This is a genomic window from Micromonospora sp. NPDC047465 (assembly GCF_040643125.1).
In the GTDB taxonomy this organism is placed as follows: Bacteria; Actinomycetota; Actinomycetes; order Mycobacteriales; family Micromonosporaceae; genus Micromonospora.
The window spans coordinates 290,518-312,550 of record NZ_JBEYTP010000002.1 but is presented as its reverse complement, the minus strand read 5'-3'; the positions used below and the strand labels follow the sequence as shown (position 1 = coordinate 312,550).

Below are 22,033 nucleotides of genomic sequence, written 5' to 3'. Positions count from 1 at the left end.
AGCCCGTTGAGCGGCGAGTCTGTCACATCGACCGACGTGCCTGGCGGTCCGCCGCGCCCGAACCGGTCCGGAGCCGCCGGTCCCCGTCCGGCGGCGGCGCCGGTCGCCGGCGCCCGCGGGCGCGGGGCGGGCGTCAGGGGGCACGGCCGGGCGGGGAGGGACCGGTGCGTGGTCCCTCCCCGCCGGGTGGGTGGTGCGTCGGCCTGCGGCCTAGCCGAGACCGCCCTTGATGGCGCCGATCAGCTCGCCGTTGCCGGTGTCACCGGAGAGCTCCCAGAAGAACGCGCCACCGAGGCCCTGGTTCTTCGCGTACGTCATCTTGCCGTTGATGGTCGACGGGGTGTCGTAGCTCCACCAGTTGCTGCCGCACTTGGCGTACGCGGTGCCGCCGACGGTGCCCGTCGCCGGGCAGCTGTTCCTGAGCACCTTGTAGTCCTCGATGCCCTGCTCGTAGGTGCCCGGGGCGGGCCCGGTGGCGCTGCCGCCCGGAGCCGCCTGGGTCACCCCGGTCCACCCCCGGCCGTAGAAGCCGATGCCGAGCAGCAGCTTGTTGGACGGGATGCCCTTGCTCTTGAGCTTCTGGATCGCCGCGTCGGACCAGAAGCCCTGCTGCGGGATGCCGGGGTAGGAGTAGAGCGGGGAGTGCGGGGCCGTGGGCCCCTGGGCCGCCCACGCGCCGAAGAAGTCGTACGTCATCGGCATGATCCAGTTCAGGTGCGGTGCGGCGCCGGCGTAGTCGGTGGCGTCGATCTTGCCGCCGTCGCTGCCGTCCGCCGTGATCGCGGCGGTGACCAGCGCCGACGAGCCGAACTTCGTACGCACTGCGCTGATCACGTTCTTGAAGGCGTTCGGGCCGCTGCTGTCACAGGTGAGACCGCAGGCGTTCGGGTACTCCCAGTCGATGTCGATGCCGTCGAAGACGTCCGCCCAGCGCGGGTCCTCGACCAGGTTGTAGCAGGACTCCGCGAAGGCGGCCGGGTTCTGCGCGGCCTGGGTGAAGCCGCCGGACCAGGTCCAGCCGCCGAAGGACCAGATCACCTTGAGGTTCGGGTACATCTTCTTGAGCTTGCGCAGCTGGTTGAAGCTGCCGCGCAGCGGCTGGTCCCAGGTGTCGGCGACGCCGTCGACGCTGTCCGCCGCGGTGTACGCCTTCTCGTAGTCGGCGTAGCTGTCGCCGATCGCGCAGCGGCCGCCGGTGGTGTTGCCGAAGGCGTACAGGATGTGGGTCAGCTTGGCGGCCGAGCCGCTGGTGTGGATGTTCTTGACGTGGTAGTTGCGGGCGTAGACGCCCCACTGCGCGAAGTAGCCGACGACCTTCTTGCCGCCCGGGTCCGGCGGCGGAGTGGTGGGTGGCGGGGTGGTCGGCGGCGGCGTGGTGGTCGGCGGCACGGTGGTGGGCGGCGGAGTGCTGCCGCCACCGCACGCCACGCCGTTGATCGTGCAGTTCAACGGCGCCTTGTACGCGCCGGTGCCGTTGTAGCCCCAGCTGAAGGTGGCACCCGGCGCGAGCGGGCCGGCCCAGCTCTTCTTGACCGCGACGTAGTGGTCACCGGTGCGCGTGACGTCGGCGTCCCAGGAGCTGCTGATGCTGGTGCCCGACGGCAGGTCGAACTCGATGCGCCAGGTGCTGACCGAGGCGCTCGACCCGTTGGTGATGGTCACCCGCGTCTCGTGACCGGTCCCCCAGTCCTGCGCCTTGGCGAACGCGGCGGTCACGCTGCCGTCGCCGAACGCGCTGGCCATCGGGACCGTGGCGGCTGTCACCGCCATGACGGTGCCGACCCAGAGGGCCCGGCGGAGCGATCTCTTCATGTGGCGTCTCCCTAAACAGTTAGGAAACTTTCCAAAATGATGCTGCGACGCTACTCACGTCGTCATCACTTCGTCAAGATGTACATGTATCGATTTCCACTGGGAGCGCGGTCGGCTCCGCCCGGCCCCCGCGGCGCGCCCGGCGGCGGCGCGTAACCTCGGCCCATGACCGTCTTCGACACCCACATCGACGCCCTGACCGGCGGCCCGGCGAACCTCGCGCAGCACCGCGGACGCGCGCTGCTGGTGGTCAACGTCGCCTCCCGCTGCGGCCTCACCCCGCAGTACGCCGGCCTCCAGGCGCTGCACGACGAGTACGCCGACCGCGGCCTGGTGGTGCTCGGCGTGCCCTGCAACCAGTTCGCCGGCCAGGAGCCGGGCACGGCCGAGGAGATCAACGACTTCTGCCAGGTCAACTACGGGGTGACCTTCCCGCTGACCGAGAAGGTCGACGTCAACGGCCCCGACCGCCACCCCCTCTACGCCGCGCTGGTGGGCACCCCCGACGCCGAGGGGCACACGGGCGACGTGCGGTGGAACTTCGAGAAGTTCCTGGTCGCGCCGGACGGCACGGTCGCGGCCCGGTTCGCGCCGACCGTCCAGCCCGACGCGGCCGAGCTGCGCGCCGCGATCGAGGAGGTGCTGCCCCCGGCGGCCTGACCACCACCCGGCGCCGGCTCGGCTCCCCCGTGGACGGAACGGTGCCGCTACGCGTCCCCCGGACTACGGTCGGCGGTACGTTGGACGTACGGGCCACCCATCGCCGCCGCCGGCCGCGCCCCCCTGCCGCCAGCGCGGCGACGGCGGGAATTGTCGACCACGCCGATAGGGAATACGGCCGCAACGAGCGGAGTTGGGGACCGACATGACAACTGTGGGACTGATCGGCAGTGGACACATCGGCGGGACGCTGGCGCGGCTGGCGGTGGCCGCCGGCTACGACGTGGTGCTGAGCAACTCGCGCGGCCCGGAGACCCTCAAGGACCTCGTCGACGAGCTGGGCGCCCGCGCCCGGGCGGCCACCCCGGCGGAGGCGGCGGAGGCCGGCGACCTGGTGGTCGTCACCATCCCGCTCAAGGCGTACCGGGACGTGCCGGTCGAGCCGCTGGCCGGCAAGGTCGTGCTGGACACCAACAACTACTACCCGGAGCGGGACGGCACCTTCCCCGAGCTCGACGCCGGCTCGGTAACCAGCAGCGAGCTGCTGCAGCGGCACCTGCCGCGGTCGCGGGTGGTCAAGGTCTTCAACAACATCTTCTTCAAGCACCTGCACGCGCTGGCCCGGCCCGCCGGCGCCGCCGACCGCAGCGCGTTGCCCGTCGGCGGCGACGACGCGGGCGCGAAGGCCGACGCCACCGCCTTCCTCGACCGGATCGGCTACGACGCCGTCGACGCCGGGACGCTCGCCGAGAGTTGGCGCTACCAGCCGGACACGCCGGCGTACGGGACCATCTACTCGGCCGACCCAACGAACTGGGAGCGCGAGGCGCCGGCCGACGCCGCCACGGTGCGCGCCGCCCTGGCCGCCGCCACCCGCTGAGTCGGCGCCGCCGTCATCCCCGGACGGCCACCGCCGGAAGTGCCGCTCACCCGGGCGGGGTGGGCGCGCCGAGCACGCGGAGCAGGCTGGTGCGGAGCGCCGCCGTCGCGTCCGCCTCGGACATCCGGCCGGCGTCGGCCTCCTCGCTCGCGGCGTGGCCGAGCTTGACGACCACCGCGACGAACCAGTCGGCCGGGAGCCGGTCGTCGAACTCTCCGGCCTCCTGCCCGCGCCGCACCACCCGCCTGAGCCGGTCCACGACCGGCGCGTGACGCTCCTGGTCGGCCTGCGGGCTCACCGGCACGGCGCTGATCGCCTGGAGCAGGCCGCGGTACTTCCCGGCCTCGCGGGCGCTGACGTCGAGCATGCGCAGCAACGCGTCGGCGGCCGGCCCGGTGTCGGTGTCGGCGGCGTCCATCGCGGCGACGACCTCCTCGGTGACCCGGTCGAGGACCGCCGCCAGCAACTGCTGCCGGGACGAGAAGTGGGCGTAGACGGTCTGCCGGGTCACCCCCGCGGCCGAGGCGACGGCCTCGACGCTCGCGTCGGGATGGGCGCTGAGGAGTCGCACGGCCGCGTCCAGGACGGCGGCCCTGCTGCGCAGGGCGTCGGCGCGGCGCTTCGGAGACGAGGTCATCTCTTACATCTTGCCAAAGTTGTCGGGCGTCCATATCTTACAAGCTGTAAGAGTTGTGCCGATGCTATCGCGAGACGGGAGCGCCATGCGTCCACGCCATGACACCGACCCCGAGGGGTTCATCGCCGACTTCTTCACCTCCTTCACCGCCGACCTGTTGGGCAGCGACGAGGACGCCGGGCTGATCGTCGACCGCTACCACACGCCCGACATCGTCCAGATCGCCGACGGGCACCGGATGGACCGGGACAAGCTGGTGGCGCACACCCGCCCGGTGCGCAGGAAGGTGCACGAGGCACTGGCGCACGGGGACCGCGTCGCCGCGCGGTACACGCTGCACGTGGACAACCCGAAGCGGCCCCTCGCCATGGAGGTGCACTTCTTCGGACAGTTCACCCCCGACGGTCGGATGCGCCGGTCGCACATGCTCACCCGCGCCGTGCCCGCCGATCCCGGACCCGCTCCGGGCCAGCCGGCACCGCGGGCGCGCGACCTGCCGACGGAGTCGGCATGACCACCGCCTCCTGGGCCGTGAGCGGCATGGCCTGCGGGCACTGCGCGGCCTTCGTCACCGAGGAGATCGAGCGCCTGCGGGGCGTCACCGCCGTCGCGGTGGACGTCGAGGCCGGCACGGTCACGGTGACCAGCGACAGGATTCTCGCCGTCGCCGAGGTGCGCGCCGCCGTCGAGGAGGCGGGCTACGAGCTCACCGACCCACTTCCGGGGTAGCTCGCCCGGCGATCCCCGCGGGCAGGCGGCCGTCGCGCCGCGCCCCGCGTCGGCCCGAAGGCCGCCGACCGGGTGGTGGACCTGGCCGCCGGGTCAGACCGGGCGGCGGCCGGCGAAGCCGCTCTCGACGCGGTGGTACCAGCGCACGTCGGTGTCGCCCTCCAGCCAGCACCAGAGCACCGGCCGGCCGGCCCGCTCGCCGGGGAAGTCGAGCAGCACCGGCGCGATGCCCTTGACCTGGATGTCGTGGGAGTGCAGCTCCTCGACGAGGGCGTGCAGCCGGGCCTCCAGCCCCTTGACCTCGGCCCGTCCGCCGAGCGGGCTGGCGCCCCGGTCGGCCAGGTCGGCGCGCAGTTCGGCCAGGTCGGCCCGCAGCCGGATCAGCTCGTCGACGCGCGGGCGCAGCGTGGCGATCAGGTGGCGGGCCTGGGCGAGGGTGAACACCGGGCCAGTATGGAGCACCACGTCCGGTATGGAGCACCACGTCCGGGCGGCCGGCCGGGACGCCGCGGGACCGCGCGGTCCCCACCGCCTCCCTCCATGTAGCTAACCTTCCTTGACGGGGCATCAATGCGTAGCTAAGTTTCGACGCAACCGACGGGAGGTCGACATGGAGCGCAGGAAGTTCCTGGCCGGTGCGGGTGCGGTGACCGCGGGCGCGGTCGCGGCGGCGGCCCCTGGCACGCCCGGCAACGCGGTGCCCGGCATCCGCCGCGTGGAGACCGGCCTCGACGTCCTCGTCGGGTCCGACTTCGCGGACTTCGCCGGCCAGCGGGTCGGCGTGGTCTCCAACCCCACCGGGGTGGACGCGTCCTACCGCCACCTGGTCGACCTGATGCACGCCTCGGACGCGGTGCGGCTGGCCGCGGCGTTCGGCCCCGAGCACGGCTTCCGCGGCTCGGCGCAGGCCGGCGGCAGCGAGGGCACCGGCGTCGACGCCCGCACCGGGATCACCGTCTACGACGCGTACGGGGCCTCCCAGGCCAAGTGGGAGACCATGTTCACCGAGGCCGGCGTCGACACCGTCGTCTTCGACATCCAGGACGTGGGCGTCCGCTTCTACACGTACATCTGGACGATGTACACCTCGATGGTGGCCGCCGCCCGCGTCGGCAAGCGGTACGTCGTGCTGGACCGGCCGAACCCGGTCGGCGGCCGGGCCTACGGGCCGATGATGACGCCCGCCTACACCTCCGGCGTGGGTCTGAAGGAGATCGTCCAGCAGCACGGGATGACCGTGGGCGAGCTGGCCGGGTTCTTCAACGCGGAGTTCCTGCCCGCCGCGGCGGGGCGGCCCGTCGACCTGCACGTGGTCCGGTGCCGGCACTGGAAGCGCGACAAGCTGGCCGCCGACACCGACCTGCCCTGGGTGATGCCCAGCCCGAACATGCCCACCCCGGACACCGCGCTGGTCTATCCCGGCACCGGCCTGTTCGAGGGCGTCGCCTCGCTCACCGAGGGCCGGGGCACCTGCAGGCCGTTCGAGCTGATCGGCGGCCTGGCCGGCGACTTCGACTACCACTGGTCCGACCGGCTCAACGCGCGCGACCTGCCCGGCGTCGAGTTCCGCGAGGCGTACTTCACGCCGACGGCGGCGGGACAGAAGCCGGCACTGCTCAACAAGCTCTGCGCCGGGGTGGAGGTGAAGGTCGTCGACCGGGCGACGTACGACCCGATCCGGACGGCGGTCGCGATGCTGGTGGAGGCGCGCAAGTACCCGGCGTTCGCGTGGCGGAGCGACTCGTGGGACGCCGCGCGACCGTACTGGGTGGACAAGCTGACCGGATCGCCGCGGCTGCGCACGATGATCGACGCGGGCGCCGACGTGGCGGACGTGGTCGACGCCTGGGCCGACGAGCTGGCCCAGTTCGACCGGCGGCGGGCGCCCCACCTTCTCTACTAGGGACGTCCGGCTGACCCGGCGCTCAGCTATTCGGGGGCCCGCCGCCGCCGGTCCGGCCGGTTCACCGGAAACGGGCTCACGTCGGTGACCGGCTCGATACTCTCGGCTCTCGGGATCCCCCACGGACATCCGGAGCCACTCGATCGGCGAGATCGCCGGTGACGCAGGCGATCGACGTCCCGCCGCACGACCGGCGGCATCTCGCCACGACTGGCGCGGGACACGTCACGCCGATAGGAGCGTCATGCCCGGGAAGTCACGATCGCCTGTCCTGCACCTCGTGGTCTGTGGCGCCGAGCCCGCCGCCGGACTCGCCCCGTTCGTCGCGGCCTGCCAGGAGCTGAGCTGGGAGGTCCACGTCATCGCCGCCCCGGACGCGACGGCCGCGATCGACCGGGCCACGCTCGCCGACCTCACCCGCCACCCGGTCCACGAGGAGGAGCAGCCGGAGACGCTGTACCCGCTGCCGCCGGCCGACGCCTACGCGGTCGCGCCGGCCAGCTTCGACCTGGTCAACAAGTGGGCGTACGGCCTCAACGACAACCTGGCCCTGCGGCTGCTCAACGAGGCGACCGCCGTCGGCCTGCCGGTCCTCGTCGTGCCCGCCCCGGAGCCGGCGCTCGCCCGGCACCCCGCCTTCCTGGAGAGCCTGACGCGGCTGCGGCACTGGGGCGTGACGGTCACCGGACCCGCCGAGGCGGCGGACGAGGTCGGCGAGCCCTTCCCGTGGCACACCGCCGAGCAGGTGGTCTCCGCCTGGACGCGGTTCGCCCGGGTCCCCGCGCAGGCCGGCGCGGGCCGGGCGCACCGCGCCGACGACCTGGCGCTGCGGTCCGGCTGATCCACCACGCGGTGGAACGGCATGCTCCCGGGCACCCTCACCGACGGCCCGGCCGGGTTCGCCACGGAACCTTGAGGTGGGTGCCGACGCCCTCCGCCGACAGCAAGGCCGTCAAGCCCGGCGTCAGCCGGTCCCGGCCATCGCGGTGAGGCGGCGGGCGAGCAGGGCGACGGCCTCCCGCAGCTCCGGAGGCTCCAGCACCTCCGCCTCGAAGCCCAGCCGGGCCACGTGCACAGCGAGCCAGTCCAGGTTCTCCCCGCCGACGACGAGCACGCACCACCCGTCGCGGTCGTCCTCGACCCGCCCCACCTGGGGCGGCACCAGCTGCCGCACCCGGTCGGGCCGGGCGTGCACCCGCACCCGGGCGACATACCGGTACGGCGCCTCGGTCACGGACCGCTGCACGTGGGCGACCGGGTCCGGATGCTCCCTCGGCCGGAAGCGCCAGGTCGTCGCCACCACCTCGCGCATCCGGTCCAGCCGGAAGGTGCGCCAGTCGTCGCGGTCGACGTCCAGGGCCATCAGGTACCAGCGGCGGCCGGTGGTGACCATCCGCACCGGCTCGACCGTGCGCTCGCGCTCCCCGCCGTCGCGGCCGGCGTAGCGGAACCGCACCCGTACGGCGTCGCGGCAGGCCCGCGCGAGCGTCAGCAGCAGCTCCGCGTCGATCTCGACCCCGGGGCCGACCAGGGTCTCGGTGGCGCCGTGCACCGCCCGCACCTCGGCGCGCAGCCGGGGCGGCATCACCTGGTCGAGCTTCGCGAGCGCCCGCAGCGCCGCCTCGCCCGCCCCGGCGACCGTGCCCCCCGAGGCCAGCCGCAGGGACACCGCCGTCGCGATCGCCTCCTCGTCGTCGAGGAGCAGCGGCGGCAGCCGGGTGCCCGCGCCGAGCTGGTAGCCGCCGCCGACGCCCGCCGTCGCGTGCACGGGGTAGCCGAGCGCGCGCAGCCGCTCCACGTCGCGGCGCACCGAGCGGTCGGTGACCCCCAGCTCGGCGGCGAGCTCGGCGGCGGTCCAGGACGGCCGGCGCTGCAGCAACGCCAGCAACCGCAGCACCCGCTCGGTCGTCGTTTCGACGGTCACGCGTTCATCGTTCCACAGATCGCGGAACGATCCTGTCCGCTATCTACGGGAGGCTGGAACCATGACCGACCAGACCTGGAATCTCCTGCTCCGAGATCAGCTCACCTGGCACTGGACCCGCCAGCTACGCGGTCGTCTCGACGGACTCACCGATGACGAGTACTTCTGGGAGCCGTCGCCCGGCTGCTGGAGCGTGCGCCCGCGCGGCACCGGCACCGCACCGGTGCGAGCCGGGTCCGGCGCGATGACCATCGACTTCGCGGTGCCGGTGCCCGACCCGCCACCGGTCACGACGATCGCCTGGCGACTCGGGCACGTGATCGTCGGCGTGCTCGCGGCGCGCAACGCCGCGCACTTCGGTCACGCGCCCACCGACTACCAGTCGTTCGAGTACGCCGCGACCGCGACCGCGGCGCTGGCCCAGCTCGACGCGGAGTACGCCACGTGGCTCGCCGGGGTCGAGTCCCTCGGCGAAACCGGCCTCGCCCGCCCGTGCGGGGCGGCCGAGGGGCCGTACGCCGAGCGTCCCCTGGCAGCGCTGGTGCTGCACATCAACCGCGAGCTGATCCACCATCTGGCCGAGGTGTGCCTGCTCCGCGACCTCTACCTGCACAATGACCGGCAGACCCGACGGGAGGCGAGCTGAGATGGCCCGCGACGTTCAGATCACTTTCGACTGCGCCGACCCGGCCGGGTTGGCGGCGTTCTGGGCCGAGGCCCTCGGCTACCAGTTGCAGGCCCCGCCCGGGGGCTTCGAGTCGTGGGAGCAGGCACTGGAGGCGATGGGCGTGCCGCCCGAGAACCGCAACGACGCCTCCGGGCTGGTCGACCCCGAGGGCTCCCGGCCGCGGCTGTTCTTCCAACGGGTGCCGGAGGGGAAGCAGGCCAAGAACCGCGTGCACCTCGACGTGCGCGCCGCCCCCGGGCTCCACGGCGACGCGCGGATGACGGCCCTGGAGGCGGAGGCCGAGCGGCTCGTCTCCCACGGCGCCACCCGGCTCAGGCGCCACGAGCCCGATCCCCCGCTCGGCGCCGGTCACATCGTGATGGCCGACCCCGAGGGCAACGAGTTCTGCCTCGACTGACCAGCCGCGCGGCGGTGCCGGCGAATCGACGCGGTCCGGACCGCGTCGATCCGTCCGCGCCGGTCGTACCGACCATCGGCCGACAGACGTGTCGGAGTCCCGACCCGCGAGGTCGGACTCCGACGGGTCAGTCGGCCTGGGCGGCCAGTTCCCGGGCGCGGTCCCGGGCGGCCTCCAGCGCGGCGAGCAGCGCCGCGCGTACGCCGTGCTTCTCCAGCTCGCGCACGGCGGAGATGGTGGTGCCGGCCGGCGAGGTGACCGCCTCGCGCAGCTTCACCGGGTGCTCGCCGGAGTCGCGCAGCATCACCGCGGAGCCGATCGCGGTCTGCACGATCAGCTCGTGCGCGACCTGGCGGGGCAGGCCGAGCAGGATGCCCGCGTCGATCATCGCCTCGACCAGGAGGTAGAAGTACGCCGGCCCGGAGCCGGACAGCGCGGTCACCGCGTCCTGCTGCGACTCGGGCACCCGGATGGTCGAGCCGAGCGGCTTGAACATCTCCTCGGCCAGCGCGAGGTGCGCCCCGGTGGCGTGCGCGCCGGCGGAGATCGCGGTCATCGCCTGGTCGACCAGGGCGGGGGTGTTGGTCATCACCCGCACCACGGGGGTGCCGTCGGGCAGCCGCCGGTTGAAGAAGCTGGTGGGCAGGCCGGCGCAGAGCGAGATCACGAGCTTGTCGGCGGGCACCTTCGGCCCGATCTCCTCCAGCAGCGCCGCCGCGTCCTGCGGCTTGACCGAGACGGCGAGCACCTCGGCCTCGTCCACCGCGACCAGGTTGTCGACGACCCGTACGCCGTAGCGGGCGGTCAGCTCCTCCGCGCGGGCGGGCCGGCGGGCGGTGGCCAGCAGCCGGTCCACCGGCCATCCGGAACGCAGCAGCCCGGAGAGCATCAGCTCACCGATCTTGCCCGCCCCGATCACCGCGACCGTGTGCACCCCGGACGACATCGCGGGCGTACCCCCTCCTGTCGTGGTCGACGGCGCGGCGGCCCTGCGGCCCGCCGCGCCGTCGACACCTCGATCAGCTGCCGAAGAAGACCTCGGCCTCGGCGTACCGCTCCAGCGGCACGGTCTTCAGCTCGCGGGTGGCCTCGGCGAGCGGAACGCGGACGATGTCCGTGCTCTGCATGGCGACCATCTTGCCCCAGTCGCCCTCGTGCGCGGCGTCGATGGCGTGCAGGCCGAGCCGGGTGGCGAGCACCCGGTCGAAGGCGGTCGGGGTGCCGCCGCGCTGGATGTGCCCGAGCACGACCGTGCGGGCCTCCTTGCCGGTCTTGGCCTCCAGCTGCTCGGCGAGCCACTGGCCGATGCCGCCGAGGCGGACGTGACCGAACGCGTCGAGCTCCTGGTTGTGCAGCACCATCTGGCCCTCCAGCGGGTGCGCGCCCTCGGCGACCACCACGATCGGGGCGTACTGGTGCTGGAAGCGCTTCTCGACGTAACCGGCGACCTGGTCGACGTCGAACTGCCGCTCGGGCAGCAGGATCACGTTGGCGCCGCCGGCCAGGCCGGCGTGCAGGGCGATCCAGCCGGCGTGCCGGCCCATCACCTCGACCACGAGGGTGCGGTGGTGGCTCTCGGCGGTGGTGTGCAGCCGGTCGATGGCCTCCATCGCGATGTTGACCGCGGTGTCGAAGCCGAAGGTGTAGTCGGTGGCGCCGAGGTCGTTGTCGATCGTCTTCGGCACGCCGATCACGTGCACGCCGAGCTCGTGCAGCTTCGTGGCCACGCCGAGGGTGTCCTCGCCGCCGATCGCGATGAGCGCGTCGACGCCCTGCGCGGCGAGGTTGTCCTTGATCCGCTCGACACCGTTCTCGATCTTGAACGGGTTCGTCCGGGACGAACCGAGGATGGTGCCGCCGCGCGGCAGGATGCCGCGGACCTCCGCGATGCCCAGCGGGCGGGACAGGCCCTCCAGGGGGCCCTTCCAGCCGTCCCGGAAACCCACGAACTCGTGGCCGTAGCTGGCGACGCCCTTGCGGACCACCGCCCGGATGACCGCGTTGAGACCTGGGCAGTCGCCGCCGCCGGTGAGCACGCCGATACGCATGATCTGCTCATCCTCCTGGAGCATCAGGTGAAGCCCGATTTGCCCCAGGATATGTGTCGGATCAGACCATCGGCGCCGTTGCCGGCCCGGGGCGGGCCGTCAGTGCGCACTGTAGTCGGCGCGGGTGTACGCCGGCACCGCGCCCCGGGCCGTCCCACCCGCCGGTCGGCCTACCGCTCAGTAGCTGACCTCGCGGTTCGGTCGTAGCCCTCCCGCGCGGTGCTGGAGATCGAGACCCAGGCGTCGCGCTTCGGGTCGGAGAACGCGACGGTCCCCGTCGAACTCCGCCTCCTGCAGGCCCATCGGCCGGCTCACCAGGCGGCCGTCCACGGCGATCGTCGTCAGCATGCAGATCCGGGCCTCCCGGACCAGCTCGGTGACCCGTCGCCGGGCGTCGGCGGCGCTGCTCGGTTCGTTGCTCACGGGACCGCTCCCTCGCATCGGCTCGACGTCGCACCGGTGCCCGGGACAGAACCGACAAACCTACTAACCGGTCATCGCGCGCCAGCGCGCCAGGTTGTGCCGGGCGTCGACCAGCGCGTCGTGCCGGGCCGACGCGGCGTCCGGCAGCGGCGGCCGGCCCCGGTCGTCCCAGAGCTGGCGCAGCTCCTTGGTGAACCGGGGGATCTCCCGGGGCAGCGCCGGCATCGCCCCCCACAACTGCGCGAGGACCACGTGGTCGTACGCGGCGTACCAGGCCCAGAGCTCCAGGTGCTCGCCCGGCCGGTCCCTGACCGGCTCGACGAGGAAGTCGTACAGCTCGTCGCGGATGCGCTCCCGCGACCGCCAGGCGCGGTCCGCCGGGGACGGCAGCTTGTCGAGCACGTTGCGGCGCACCCAGGGCACGGCCCGCGAGTCGTCGAACTCGGTCGACACGGCGTAGAACTCGCGGCCGTACTCGTCGACGACGCCGATCGACACCAGGTCGACGATGCGGCCGTCCTCGATGAACTCGCAGTCGTAGAAGTAGCGGTAGACCATCACCGCCATCCTCGCCCACGCCGGCCCCGTGCCGGCGACCGGGGTTGCCGCGCCCGGCCGCCGGCCGGCGGGCGCGAGGGTGGTCCCGCCCCCCGCGTCCGCCGACCGTGGTCACCGGTGCGACCGGATCCGCCCCCGCCCCCCGGCGGTCCGCCCGGGAACCGGATCCGGCTCCCACGATGCCGGTCGTCGCAGCTCGGGAGTGTCACGGAAGTGATTTGAGGGGTGTACAGCAAGCGACAGGACAGTCATGATCTGATGTGTACCGCTACCGGACGCCGAACCGGTGTCAGTTCACCTCGTCGAGGGCCTTCAGGTTCACCCGGTGAGCGAGTTGTGGTCCTGGACCGGGGAGGGGTTGGGCCGTGGAAATGCGCCTGCCGGAGCCGGGTGACGCGCTCACGGGTGTGGAGATGTTCGCCGGGCTCGAGCCGGAGGTCCGGCAACGGGTCATCGCGGCGGCGGTCCCCCGGACGTACCGCAAGGGTCAGTTGCTGTTCGTGGAGAACGACCCCGGCGAGTCGCTGATCGTGCTGCGCCGGGGCGCGGTGGCGGTCTTCCGCACCGCGCCGACCGGCGAGCGCGCGGTGCTGTCGGTCATCCGCCCGCCCGACGTGCTGGGTGAGGTCTCCCTGCTCGACGCGTCCACCCGCTCGGCCTCGGCCGAGGCGATCGAGGACTGCGCGGCGCTCGCGCTGTCCCGGGGCGCGTTCATGGAGCTGGTGCACTCCAACCCGCGCATCCTCGACGCGGTGATGCGCTCGCTGGGCGGGCTGATCCGCCGGCTCACCGAGCAGAACGCCGACCACGTCTTCCTGGACCTGCCCGGCCGGGTGGCCAAGACGCTGGTGCGGCTGGCCGGCGAGAGCCAGGCCCCGATGATCACGATCGAGCTCAACCAGAGCCAGCTCGCCGAGATGGCCGGCGGCTCCCGGCAGAGCGTCAACCAGGCGATCGGGTCGTTCGCCAACCGCGGCTGGCTGCGCACCGAGGGCCGCCGGATCGTGGTCACCGACGTCGCGGCGCTGCGCCGCCGCGCCGGCATGAACGACCGCTGAGGCGTACCCGCCCAGCTCGCCGCACCGCCCCGTCGACCACGCGGAAAGGGGCCGGAGCGGTTGCTCCGGCCCCTTTCGTCGGTGCGGGCGTCAGGGCGTGGCGCTGCCCGGCCCGACCCAGTTGGTCGTGCTGCCCGGCCCGACCCACTCCGTGCCGTCCTTGCTGCCGCCGCCGGACTGCTCGCTGACGATCCCCTGCGCCTGGAGCGTCGCCAGCGTGGCGGCGTCCACGTCGACGGAGTCCCCGGCGAGGTGGCTCACCCCGTTGCTGTCGGTCCAGTCGCTCTGCAGCATCACGTACACCATCGGGCGTCCCCCTGTGGTCGTTGTTCGACAAATCAGCCGCCTGACTGTAGCCGCACGACCGGCCGGTGGACTGTCCACAAGCCAACAGCCCGGTACCCGACAGCTGGGGCCTGTGGTGATACTGGCACCGGATCGGTGCCGACCCCGGCGCCGGCGGGACCGCCAGTGGAGGGTGTCATCGCCACGCAGTGTGACCGCTGTGGACGCACGGCCGCCGCCGGCGACCGCTTCTGCGGCGGCTGCGGCAACGAGCTCGGCGCGGTGTGTCCGCACTGCCTCCGCCCGCTCGCCCGGGACGTGGCGTTCTGCACCTCCTGCGGCGCGCCCCGGCCCGGTGCCGACCGGCGGGCGGCAGCCACGCAGGAGGACCGCCGCCGGGTCAGCGTGCTCTTCGTCGACCTGATCGACTTCACCCCGTACGTCGAGCGGGCCGACCCGGAGCTGGTCCGCGGCATGCAGACGGGGTTCTTCTCGGCCGCCCGCCGGGTCGTCGGCCAGTACGGCGGCGTGGTGGAGAAGTACATCGGCGACGCGGTGATGGCCCTGTTCGGGGCGCCGGTGGCGACCGAGACCGACGCGCTGCGCTGCGTCCGGGCCGGTCTGGAGCTGCAACGGGTGCTGACCCGCTTCACCCCCACCGGTGCGGACGCGCTGCGCTTCCGGGTCGGCGTGGCCACCGGCGAGGCGCTGGTGGACGTGGCCGCCGCCCGCGACGGCGGTCAGGCGATCGTCGCCGGTGACGTGGTCAACACGGCCTCCCGGATGCAGTCCGTCGCGCCGCCCGGCGGGGTGCTGGTCTGCGGCACCACCTACGCGCTCACCCGGGACACCATCCGCTACTCCGAGCAGCCGCCGGTCATGCTGCGCGGGCGGTCGACGACGACCGAGGTGTGGCTGGCCCTCTCCCCCGTGCGCCGGCAGCCGACCGACCGGCAGCCGGACACGACGCCGCTCATCGACCGCGAACACGAGCTGGGGATGCTGGTCAACGCCCTGCACCGGTCGCTGCGCGACCGGCGCCCCCAGGTGGTGACCGTCTTCGGCCGGGCCGGGCTCGGCAAGAGCCGGCTGGTGCGCGAGCTGTACCGGCACGTGGACCGGCTGGTCGACGAGCCGCTGACCTGGCGTACCGGGCGGTGCCCGCCGTTCGGCGAGAACGTGACGTTCGCGGCGCTGGCCGACATCGTCAAGGCCGAGGCCGGCATCCTGGACACCGACCCCGCGTCCACCGCCGCCCAGCGGCTCGCCTCGGCCGTCGGCGAGCTGGTCGGCCCGGGTGAGCGGGAACGCCTCGTGGACGCGCTGCGGCCGCTGGTCGGCCTGCCGGGGACCCCGCTGCCGGCCGAGGAGACCGAGTCGGCGTGGCGGCGCTTCCTGCTGGCGCTGGCCGCGCGCCGGCCGACCGTGCTGGTCTTCGAGGACCTGCACTGGGCCGACGACGCCATGCTGCGCTTCGTGGAGCTGCTCGGCGCCGCCGCCCGGGACGTGCCGCTGCTGCTGCTCTGCACCGCCCGGCCGGAGCTGGTCGACCGGGACCCGAGCTGGGCGGGCACGATCACCGGCTCGGTGACCATCACCCTGCCGCCGCTGCGGGACACCGGCATCGCCTCGCTGTACGCCCACATGTTCGGCCAGGCGGCGTTCTCCGCCGACATGCTGACGCCGCTGGTCGAGGTGGCCGGCGGCAACCCGCTCTACGCCCACGAGTACGTGCGGATGCTCATCGAGCAGGGCGCGCTGCGCCAGTCCGGGCGGAGCTGGTCGCTGGAGAAGCACCTCGACCTGCCCATGCCGGAGAGCGTGCACGCCGTCATCGCCAACCGGATCGACCTGCTCGACGCCAACGAACGCACGGTGCTGCTGGCCGCCGCCGTGGTGGGCGTGCAGTTCTGGCCGGGCGCGGTGGCCGCCGCCCTGGGGCAGCCCGTCGAGTCGGTGGAGCGCGCGCTGCGCCGGCTGGAGCAGCGCGACTTCGTGCACGAGCAGGCCGCCTCGACCATGGCGGGGCAGCCGGAGTACCGGTTCCGGCACGTGCTGGTGCGCGACGTGTGCTACCAGCGGCTGCCCCGCACCGAGCGGGTGGCGCGGCACGAGCGCACGGCGGAGTGGCTGGACACGCTGTCGCAGAGCCGGGACACCGACCTGGCGGAGGTGCTCGCCCACCACCGCTGGGCGGCGCACGAGATCGCCCGGACGCTGGGCATGGACACCGCCCGGTACGCCGGCACCGCCCGCGCGGCGCTGCACCGGGCGGCCCGGCGGGCGTACGCGCTGCACAGCCTCGACGTGGCGGCGAGCCACGCGGGCCGGGCGCTCGGCCTGGCCGACGAGTCCGATCCGGTCGGCCGCCTCCAGCTGGAGTTGCTCAGCACGGAGATCTCCTTCTACCGGGACGGCAACGCCTTCCTCTCCGGTGGTGGCCCCGAGCAGGTGCAGGCGCTCGCCGACCGGCTGCTGTCGCACGGCGACGAGGCCTGCGCGGCGCGCGCCTGGACGCTGCTCGGCCAGGCCGCGTGGCTACGCGCCGACCGGCCCGCCGCGCTGGCCTGCCTGGACCGGGCCGTCCAGCTCTTCGCCCCGCTGCCCGACAGCCCGCAGAAGGCGGACGCCTACGCCGAGCTGGGCCGGCTGCACATGCTCAACTACGAGCGGGACCCGGCGGTGGCCGCGGCCGACCGGGCGGCGGAGATCGGCGAGCGGCTGGGGCTGACCGAGACCCGCACCAACGCCCGGATCACCTCCGCCACCGCCCGCTACCAGGCGGGCGACCGGTCGGGCCTGGACGAGCTGCACTCCATCGTCGAGGTCAGCCGCGCCAGCCAGCTGATCGCCCTGCCCCGCGCCATCCAGAACCTGGCGTACGCCGTCCGGGAGGAGGGCGACTGGCTGCGGTCGGACGCCCTGCTCTCGTCGTCGCCGACGCGCAAGGCCAGCGGGCAGACGCTGACCACGATTTCCTCCGCGGAGGCCATGCAGGCCTGGTTCGAGGGCGACTTCAGCCGGCTGCTCACCGCGGCCGAGGCGTTCGTGGACACCCCCACGGGAAGCTGGGACATGCAGGTCCGGGGCCTGCGCTCCTGCCTGCTGGTCCTGCGGGGCGAGCCGGTGCCGCCGGCCCGGTCCCAGGCCGCCGCCGACGACGTCGCTGCCGCGCTCGACGCCGCCCGGCGCAGCGGCTTCCACCGGCTGCACTGGACCATGCTGGCGATGGGCGCGCTCTGCCGGGCGTTGCAGGGGCGCCGGGACGAGGCGGCGGCGCTGATCGACGAGCTGGCCACCTCCTGGTCGGCGGTGCCCGCCCTGGCCAGCGGCGAGTGGATCGCGGCGGCCGCCTACGCGGCCAGCCTCGCCGGGCGGGACGCCGCGGCCCGGGTGCGCGCGATGCTGGACCGGGTGGGCCACCGTACGCCCTGGTCGGAGGCGGCGCTGCGGACCGTGACCGGGGCGCTGGCCGCCGCGGACGGCGACCACGGGAGAGCCGCCGAGCTGCACCTGGCGGGCGCCGGGATCTACGCCGGCATCCCGGACGTGACCGACCGGATGCTGGCGCTCACCTTCGCGGCCGCGGAGCTGGAGCGGGCCGGCGAGCCGACGGCCGGGCGCCCGGAGCTGGCCGAGCTGCGCGCGTTCGCGCTGCGCAACGGCGCGCCGGGGCTGCTGGACCTGACCCGCCCGCCGGCGGCCCCCGCCAACCCCGCCCTGGCCTGCTGACCCGCCGCCGCGCGGCGCGTGCGCGTCAGGCGGCGACCGGTTCGCGGGGGGTGGGGTCGGCCGGCTGGGTCTTCAGCTTCTGGGCGTACGTGTCGACGTACTCGCGGCCGGAGAGCTCCATCAACTCGTACATGATCTCGTCGGTGACCGCGCGCTCGACGAACCGGTCGCCGGTCATGCCGGCGTAGCGCGAGAAGTCCAGCGGCGCGCCGAACCGGATCCGCACCCGGGCGATCTTGGGGATCAGCTTGCCGGGCGGCTGGATCTCGTCGGCGTTGAGCATCGCCATCGGGATGACCGGGGCGCCGCTCTCCAGGGCCAGCCGGGCCACCCCGGTCTTGCCGCGGTAGAGCCGCCCGTCCGGCGAGCGGGTGCCCTCGGGGTAGATGCCCGCGATGCCGCCGGCGCGGAGCACCTGCAACTGGGTGTCCAGCGCCGCCCTGGCCGCCTGGCCGCCTGAGCGGTCGACGGGGATGGTGCCGGAGCCGACGAAGAACATCTTCGTCAGCCAGCCCTTGATGCCCTTGCCGGTGAAGTATTCGGCTTTGGCGATGAATGTCACTTTTCGCTTGACGATCAACGGCGTGAAGATCGAGTCGGAGAACGACAGGTGGTTGCTGGCGAGGATCACCGGACCCGTGTCGGGCACGTGGTGCAGCCCCTCGACCTGTGGGCGGAAGATCAGCCTCAGCCACGGGCCGAGGATGACGTACTTCATCAGCCAGTACAGCACCGGTGTCCTTCTTCTGGAGGGGTCGCGACACCCGCGCCGCCGGGGCGGACCGGGTCGCCGGGCGGGCCCGACGACCCACGCGGGCGCTCCCGGCGGGCAGGCGACGTCAGGGATGAGCCTACGAACCGGGGGAGCGGCGCGCCACAACGCACTCCCGGAACCGGGTCCCGACGTGTCACGATTCAAGGCACGGTGCCCGAGGCGGTGCCGCGGGGGCTCAGGCGACCGCGCCGCGGGCGCGTGATGAGGAGGATGTCCGGTGTCAGCGGGTGGGGCCCGCCGGGGACGGCGGGACAACGGGCTCGACGCGAGCGAGTACGCCGTCGCCGGCGACGTGGATCCGCGCGTCGGCGAGCACCTGCTCGACGTCCTCGCCGCCGGCGGGATCGCGGCCTACCTGCAGCCCTCGGCCGACCTGAACCCGGTCACCCGCACCACCACCGTCCCCGCCCGCCCCGTCGACCGGCTCTACGTCGACCGGTCGCACCTGACCACCGCGCGGGACTACCTGACCCAGCTCGCCGACGAGACGGCCACCGACCGGTCCCGCGACGCGGAGCCGGACATCGACGCCGAGTGGGCCCGGATCGTCGCCGGCTTCCACACCACCCCCGCGCCGGGCGACAACCCGTGGCCCGCCGCCGAGGACGTGGACGACCCGCCGGGGCCCGCCACGGGCCCGGTGACCCTCGCCGCGCCGGACGAGCCCGCGGGGCCGACCGCCACCGACGTGCGCCGGCTGCCGTACGCCGCGGACGTCTCGGGGATCTCCGTCGGCCCGGGCCGCCAGGACGAGCCCTCGCTGCTGGACGGGCTGGACACCTTCGGCGCGGACCTGCCCGACGGCGACGCGGACGACGAGCGCTACACCCCGCCGCCGCCCCCGCCCCTGCCGCGCTTCTCCAAGTACACGGTGGTCGGCGTCCTGGCGATCGTGGTCGGCTTCGTGCTGTTCCTGTTCCCGTCGATCTTCCCGGTGGCCGACCCCTCGGTCGTCAACCTGTTCGGCTTCACCGGCATCCTCGCCGGCTTCGTCGCGTTGATCTGGCGGCTGCGCCCCGGCGGCGACGAGGACCACGACCCGGACGACGGCGCCGTCGTCTGACCGCCCCGGCCGGGCGGGAACCGCGCCCGCATCCCGGGACGACCGCCGCCCCACGCCGCGGTCGTGACAGTGGTGTAACTTACTGTCAGTAGGAATACCGCTGTCCGTCACTTCCCTCGCTGACTGCCCGGTTGTTCCTCCCTTGCGGCGGTCACTCCTCTGCGGATCGGAATGCCCGATATGCGACAGAGTTCCCTCGTGGTGGTCGCCAACCGCCTGCCCATCGACGACGGCGCGGCCCCGGACGGCGCGTGTGAGTGGCGCCGCAGCCCCGGCGGCCTGGTCAGCGCCCTGCACCCCCTGCTGCGGCACACCCCGGCGACCTGGGTGGGCTGGGCCGGCGGCACGGGGCCGGCACCCGCCGTGCCCGACGTGGACGGCGTGCGGATGCACACCGTGCCGCTCAGCGGCGACGAGCTGCGCGACCACTACGAGGGCTTCGCCAACGCCACCCTGTGGCCGCTCTACCACGACTCCGTGGAGCAACCGGAGCACCACCGGCGCTGGTGGGAGGCGTACCAGCGGGTCAACCAGCGGTTCGCCGAGTCGACCGCCCAGGTGGCCGAGCCCGGCGCGATGGTCTGGGTGCAGGACTACCACCTCCAACTGGTGCCCGGCCTGCTCCGGGCGCTCCGGCCGGACCTGCGGATCGGCTTCTTCCTGCACGTGCCGTTCCCGCCGCCCGAGCTGTTCATGCAGCTCCCCCGCCGCGCCGAGCTGCTGCGCGGCATGCTCGGCGCCGACCTGGTCGGCTTCCAGCGGGCCCAGGCCGCGCACAACTTCGCCCAACTGGTGGCCAAGGTGCTCCAGTTCCCCGCCACCGACCGGCGGATCGCCGTCGACGACCGGGTGGTCCGGATCGGCGCGTTCCCCGTCTCCATCGACACGGTCGAGATGGCCGCGCTCGCCGCCCGGCCCGACGTGGCCGACCGGGCCCGCCGGCTGCGCCACGATCTCGGCAGCCCCGAGCAGGTGATCCTCAGCGTCGACCGGATGGACTACACCAAGGGCATCGAGCAGCGGCTCAAGGCGTACAGCGAACTGCTCGCCGCCGGGCACGTCAAGGTGCGCGACACCGTGCTGGTGCAGGTGGCGGTGCCGAGCCGGGAACGGGTCGGGCAGTACCAGATCCTCCGCGAGCGGGTGGAGCGCGAGGTCGGGCGGATCAACGGCGAGTTCGGCCGGGTCGGCGAGCCGGCGATCCACTACCTGACCCAGCCGTTCGACCGGGCCGAGCTGGCCGCCCTCTACCGGGTCGCCGACGTGATGGCGGTGACCCCGCTGCGGGACGGGATGAACCTCGTCGCCAAGGAGTACGTGGCCGCCCGGGTCGACGACGCGGGCGCCCTGCTGCTCAGCGAGTTCGCCGGCGCCGCCGCCGAGCTGCCGCAGGCGTACCTGGTCAACCCGCACGACCTGGAGGGGCTCAAGCAGGGGCTGCTCTCGGCGCTGCGGGCGAGCCCCGACGACGTCGGCGCGCGGATGCGGGCCATGCGGGCGCACCTGCACCGGCACGACATCCGGGCCTGGGCCCGCTCCTACCTCTCGGCGCTGGACGAGAGCGGCTCGCTGCTCACCCGGCTGGGCGCCACCGACTGACGCCGGAAGACGGGGCCCGGGGTCAGGGCCGGCTGTCGGGGGCCGGGTCCTTCGCCAGCCAGTCCAGGATCGCGTCGACCGGCTCCCGCCACCGGGCGTCGAGCATCATGTCGTGCCCCATGCCGGGGAAGAGCAGCGGCGCCGAGCCGTACCGCCGGGCCGCCCGGGTCAGCGCCGCCGCCGGGACCACCCGGTCGTCCGGGCTGCCGAGCACCAGCACCGGCGGGTCGCCCACCGCGGGCTCCGCGGCCCGCCCGGTCAGCAGCTGCCACTGGGCCCGTCGGCTCGCCCGCCCCAGCCGGGCCGCGTACCGCCGGGCCTCGGCCTCGGGCAGCTCCCGGCTGAACAGCTGGCGGCGGTGCAGGCGCAGCGGCCCGCCGAACACCGCCGGCAGCGTGCCGAGCGGATTGCGGCGCAGCGCCGCGCCGAACGTCGCCCAGCCGCCGAGCACCGGCGCGACCAGCACGCCGGCCCGGGCCGGGTAGCGGGCCAGCGCGTGCGCGACCACCAGGGCCCCGGCGCCGTGCCCCACCAGCACCGCCTGGCGCGGCAGGCCCGCCGCAGCCTGCGCCACGTCGTGGGCGTACGCCCGCAGCGTCGCCTCCGGCGCCGGGCCGCTGCCGCCGTGCCCACGCAGGCTCAGCGCGTACGCCGGGAAACCCCGGGACGCGGCGTGGCCCAGCCAGTGCTCGGCGAACGCCCACGCGCCGTGCCCGAAGCCCGGCACGAACAGCAGCGGCGGTCGCCCCTCCTCCAACTCGGGGGCCACGCCGAGCACCTCACGCCGGACCGGGCGGACCGGGCGCGCCCACTCCCGCCCCCGCATGATCCGCACCTGCTGACTCACTGCTCCGGCCTTTCG

Annotated in this window: 23 protein-coding genes; 12 read left to right on the top strand and 11 right to left on the bottom strand. The window is 73.8% G+C overall.

Annotated features, from left to right (window positions below; all coding sequences use genetic code 11):
- Positions 1-210: 210 nt before the first annotated feature.
- Positions 211-1,812: a glycosyl hydrolase family 18 protein gene (locus ABZ793_RS03755; RefSeq protein ID WP_357451342.1), complete on the bottom strand. Its 1,602-nt coding sequence runs from the start codon at positions 1,810-1,812 to the stop codon at positions 211-213.
- Positions 1,813-1,977: 165 nt separating this feature from the next.
- Here ABZ793_RS03755 and ABZ793_RS03750 point away from each other — a divergent pair, with 165 nt between their 5' ends.
- Together ABZ793_RS03750 and ABZ793_RS03745 are read left to right on the top strand one after the other, a co-directional pair.
- Positions 1,978-2,472 carry a glutathione peroxidase gene (locus ABZ793_RS03750; protein ID WP_357451339.1) on the top strand — a complete coding sequence of 165 codons (495 nt, stop codon included), beginning with the start codon at positions 1,978-1,980 and terminating at the stop codon, positions 2,470-2,472.
- A gap of 205 nt (positions 2,473-2,677) precedes the next feature.
- The gene (locus ABZ793_RS03745) at positions 2,678-3,352 is read left to right on the top strand and encodes an NAD(P)-binding domain-containing protein (protein WP_357451336.1); all 675 of its coding nucleotides are present in this window, start codon (positions 2,678-2,680) and stop codon (positions 3,350-3,352) included.
- Between the two features lie 46 nt (positions 3,353-3,398).
- Here ABZ793_RS03745 and ABZ793_RS03740 read toward each other — a convergent pair whose 3' ends face one another.
- On the bottom strand, positions 3,399-3,989 hold the full coding sequence (locus tag ABZ793_RS03740; protein ID WP_357451333.1) for a TetR/AcrR family transcriptional regulator: 591 nt from the start codon (positions 3,987-3,989) through the stop codon (positions 3,399-3,401).
- An 85-nt stretch (positions 3,990-4,074) separates the two neighbouring features.
- Here ABZ793_RS03740 and ABZ793_RS03735 point away from each other — a divergent pair, with 85 nt between their 5' ends.
- Complete coding sequence (locus ABZ793_RS03735) at positions 4,075-4,503, top strand: nuclear transport factor 2 family protein (protein WP_357451330.1); 429 nt, start codon at positions 4,075-4,077, stop codon at positions 4,501-4,503.
- Entirely contained in the window at positions 4,500-4,718 is a 219-nt protein-coding gene (locus tag ABZ793_RS03730; RefSeq protein WP_357451327.1) for a heavy-metal-associated domain-containing protein, read from the top strand. Before ABZ793_RS03735 ends, ABZ793_RS03730 begins: the two co-directional genes overlap by 4 nt.
- Positions 4,719-4,811: 93 nt before the next feature.
- Here ABZ793_RS03730 and ABZ793_RS03725 read toward each other — a convergent pair whose 3' ends face one another.
- The gene (locus tag ABZ793_RS03725; RefSeq protein WP_357451324.1) at positions 4,812-5,162 is read right to left on the bottom strand and encodes a DUF2203 domain-containing protein; all 351 of its coding nucleotides are present in this window, start codon (positions 5,160-5,162) and stop codon (positions 4,812-4,814) included.
- A gap of 166 nt (positions 5,163-5,328) precedes the next feature.
- On the opposite strand from ABZ793_RS03725, the gene ABZ793_RS03720 reads away from it, so the two are divergent.
- A complete protein-coding gene (locus ABZ793_RS03720; RefSeq protein ID WP_357451321.1) occupies positions 5,329-6,621 on the top strand; it encodes a DUF1343 domain-containing protein in 1,293 nt (430 codons plus the stop codon).
- Positions 6,622-6,865: 244 nt separating this feature from the next.
- On the top strand, positions 6,866-7,462 hold the full coding sequence (locus ABZ793_RS03715) for a flavoprotein (protein ID WP_357451318.1): 597 nt from the start codon (positions 6,866-6,868) through the stop codon (positions 7,460-7,462).
- A 123-nt stretch (positions 7,463-7,585) separates the two neighbouring features.
- On the opposite strand, the gene ABZ793_RS03710 is transcribed toward ABZ793_RS03715, so the two are convergent.
- Positions 7,586-8,545 (bottom strand): YafY family protein, encoded by a 960-nt coding sequence (locus ABZ793_RS03710; RefSeq protein WP_357451315.1) that lies wholly within the window; start codon positions 8,543-8,545, stop codon positions 7,586-7,588.
- Between the two features lie 61 nt (positions 8,546-8,606).
- Here ABZ793_RS03710 and ABZ793_RS03705 point away from each other — a divergent pair, with 61 nt between their 5' ends.
- Together ABZ793_RS03705 and ABZ793_RS03700 are read left to right on the top strand one after the other, a co-directional pair.
- The gene (locus ABZ793_RS03705) at positions 8,607-9,191 is read left to right on the top strand and encodes a DinB family protein (RefSeq protein WP_357451312.1); all 585 of its coding nucleotides are present in this window, start codon (positions 8,607-8,609) and stop codon (positions 9,189-9,191) included.
- Between the two features lies 1 nt (position 9,192).
- Entirely contained in the window at positions 9,193-9,630 is a 438-nt protein-coding gene (locus tag ABZ793_RS03700; protein ID WP_357451309.1) for a VOC family protein, read from the top strand.
- 127 nt (positions 9,631-9,757) lie between these two features.
- Here ABZ793_RS03700 and proC read toward each other — a convergent pair whose 3' ends face one another.
- From proC to ABZ793_RS03680, 4 genes are all read right to left on the bottom strand, one after another.
- On the bottom strand, positions 9,758-10,576 hold the full coding sequence (proC, locus tag ABZ793_RS03695) for a pyrroline-5-carboxylate reductase (protein WP_357451305.1): 819 nt from the start codon (positions 10,574-10,576) through the stop codon (positions 9,758-9,760).
- 73 nt (positions 10,577-10,649) lie between these two features.
- Positions 10,650-11,678 carry a 6-phosphofructokinase gene (locus tag ABZ793_RS03690; RefSeq protein WP_350708044.1) on the bottom strand — a complete coding sequence of 343 codons (1,029 nt, stop codon included), beginning with the start codon at positions 11,676-11,678 and terminating at the stop codon, positions 10,650-10,652.
- A 177-nt stretch (positions 11,679-11,855) separates the two neighbouring features.
- Positions 11,856-12,101 (bottom strand): pyridoxamine 5'-phosphate oxidase family protein, encoded by a 246-nt coding sequence (locus ABZ793_RS03685; RefSeq protein WP_357451302.1) that lies wholly within the window; start codon positions 12,099-12,101, stop codon positions 11,856-11,858.
- 63 nt (positions 12,102-12,164) lie between these two features.
- Complete coding sequence (locus ABZ793_RS03680; protein WP_357451502.1) at positions 12,165-12,659, bottom strand: polyadenylate-specific 3'-exoribonuclease AS; 495 nt, start codon at positions 12,657-12,659, stop codon at positions 12,165-12,167.
- A 365-nt stretch (positions 12,660-13,024) separates the two neighbouring features.
- Here ABZ793_RS03680 and ABZ793_RS03675 point away from each other — a divergent pair, with 365 nt between their 5' ends.
- Entirely contained in the window at positions 13,025-13,717 is a 693-nt protein-coding gene (locus ABZ793_RS03675) for a Crp/Fnr family transcriptional regulator (RefSeq protein WP_350707996.1), read from the top strand.
- A 90-nt stretch (positions 13,718-13,807) separates the two neighbouring features.
- Here ABZ793_RS03675 and ABZ793_RS03670 read toward each other — a convergent pair whose 3' ends face one another.
- Entirely contained in the window at positions 13,808-14,011 is a 204-nt protein-coding gene (locus tag ABZ793_RS03670; protein ID WP_357451298.1) for a hypothetical protein, read from the bottom strand.
- A 177-nt stretch (positions 14,012-14,188) separates the two neighbouring features.
- Between ABZ793_RS03670 and ABZ793_RS03665 the strand changes: the two genes are divergently transcribed.
- The gene (locus ABZ793_RS03665) at positions 14,189-17,734 is read left to right on the top strand and encodes an adenylate/guanylate cyclase domain-containing protein (RefSeq protein WP_357451295.1); all 3,546 of its coding nucleotides are present in this window, start codon (positions 14,189-14,191) and stop codon (positions 17,732-17,734) included.
- A gap of 25 nt (positions 17,735-17,759) precedes the next feature.
- Here ABZ793_RS03665 and ABZ793_RS03660 read toward each other — a convergent pair whose 3' ends face one another.
- Positions 17,760-18,467: a lysophospholipid acyltransferase family protein gene (locus ABZ793_RS03660; protein ID WP_357451293.1), complete on the bottom strand. Its 708-nt coding sequence runs from the start codon at positions 18,465-18,467 to the stop codon at positions 17,760-17,762.
- Between the two features lie 259 nt (positions 18,468-18,726).
- Here ABZ793_RS03660 and ABZ793_RS03655 point away from each other — a divergent pair, with 259 nt between their 5' ends.
- Both ABZ793_RS03655 and ABZ793_RS03650 read left to right on the top strand, forming a co-directional pair.
- On the top strand, positions 18,727-19,572 hold the full coding sequence (locus ABZ793_RS03655; protein WP_357451290.1) for a DUF308 domain-containing protein: 846 nt from the start codon (positions 18,727-18,729) through the stop codon (positions 19,570-19,572).
- A gap of 180 nt (positions 19,573-19,752) precedes the next feature.
- Positions 19,753-21,171: a trehalose-6-phosphate synthase gene (locus tag ABZ793_RS03650; protein WP_357451287.1), complete on the top strand. Its 1,419-nt coding sequence runs from the start codon at positions 19,753-19,755 to the stop codon at positions 21,169-21,171.
- A gap of 22 nt (positions 21,172-21,193) precedes the next feature.
- Here ABZ793_RS03650 and ABZ793_RS03645 read toward each other — a convergent pair whose 3' ends face one another.
- Positions 21,194-22,018, bottom strand: a complete 825-nt coding sequence (locus ABZ793_RS03645) for an alpha/beta fold hydrolase (RefSeq protein WP_357451284.1) — start codon at positions 22,016-22,018, stop codon at positions 21,194-21,196.
- Between the last annotated feature and the right edge of the window lie 15 nt (positions 22,019-22,033).

Coding starts and splice junctions, on each gene's coding strand:
- ABZ793_RS03680 (WP_357451502.1), bottom strand. CDS start 12,659: ATGGTCTACCGCTACTTCTACGACTGCGAGTTCATCGAGGACGGCCGC.
- ABZ793_RS03715 (WP_357451318.1), top strand. CDS start 6,866: ATGCCCGGGAAGTCACGATCGCCTGTCCTGCACCTCGTGGTCTGTGGC.
- ABZ793_RS03740 (WP_357451333.1), bottom strand. CDS start 3,989: ATGACCTCGTCTCCGAAGCGCCGCGCCGACGCCCTGCGCAGCAGGGCC.
- ABZ793_RS03690 (WP_350708044.1), bottom strand. CDS start 11,678: ATGCGTATCGGCGTGCTCACCGGCGGCGGCGACTGCCCAGGTCTCAAC.
- ABZ793_RS03730 (WP_357451327.1), top strand. CDS start 4,500: ATGACCACCGCCTCCTGGGCCGTGAGCGGCATGGCCTGCGGGCACTGC.
- ABZ793_RS03755 (WP_357451342.1), bottom strand. CDS start 1,812: ATGAAGAGATCGCTCCGCCGGGCCCTCTGGGTCGGCACCGTCATGGCG.
- ABZ793_RS03750 (WP_357451339.1), top strand. CDS start 1,978: ATGACCGTCTTCGACACCCACATCGACGCCCTGACCGGCGGCCCGGCG.
- ABZ793_RS03720 (WP_357451321.1), top strand. CDS start 5,329: ATGGAGCGCAGGAAGTTCCTGGCCGGTGCGGGTGCGGTGACCGCGGGC.
- ABZ793_RS03705 (WP_357451312.1), top strand. CDS start 8,607: ATGACCGACCAGACCTGGAATCTCCTGCTCCGAGATCAGCTCACCTGG.
- ABZ793_RS03735 (WP_357451330.1), top strand. CDS start 4,075: ATGCGTCCACGCCATGACACCGACCCCGAGGGGTTCATCGCCGACTTC.
- ABZ793_RS03670 (WP_357451298.1), bottom strand. CDS start 14,011: ATGCTGCAGAGCGACTGGACCGACAGCAACGGGGTGAGCCACCTCGCC.
- proC (WP_357451305.1), bottom strand. CDS start 10,576: ATGTCGTCCGGGGTGCACACGGTCGCGGTGATCGGGGCGGGCAAGATC.
- ABZ793_RS03700 (WP_357451309.1), top strand. CDS start 9,193: ATGGCCCGCGACGTTCAGATCACTTTCGACTGCGCCGACCCGGCCGGG.
- ABZ793_RS03745 (WP_357451336.1), top strand. CDS start 2,678: ATGACAACTGTGGGACTGATCGGCAGTGGACACATCGGCGGGACGCTG.
- ABZ793_RS03650 (WP_357451287.1), top strand. CDS start 19,753: ATGCGACAGAGTTCCCTCGTGGTGGTCGCCAACCGCCTGCCCATCGAC.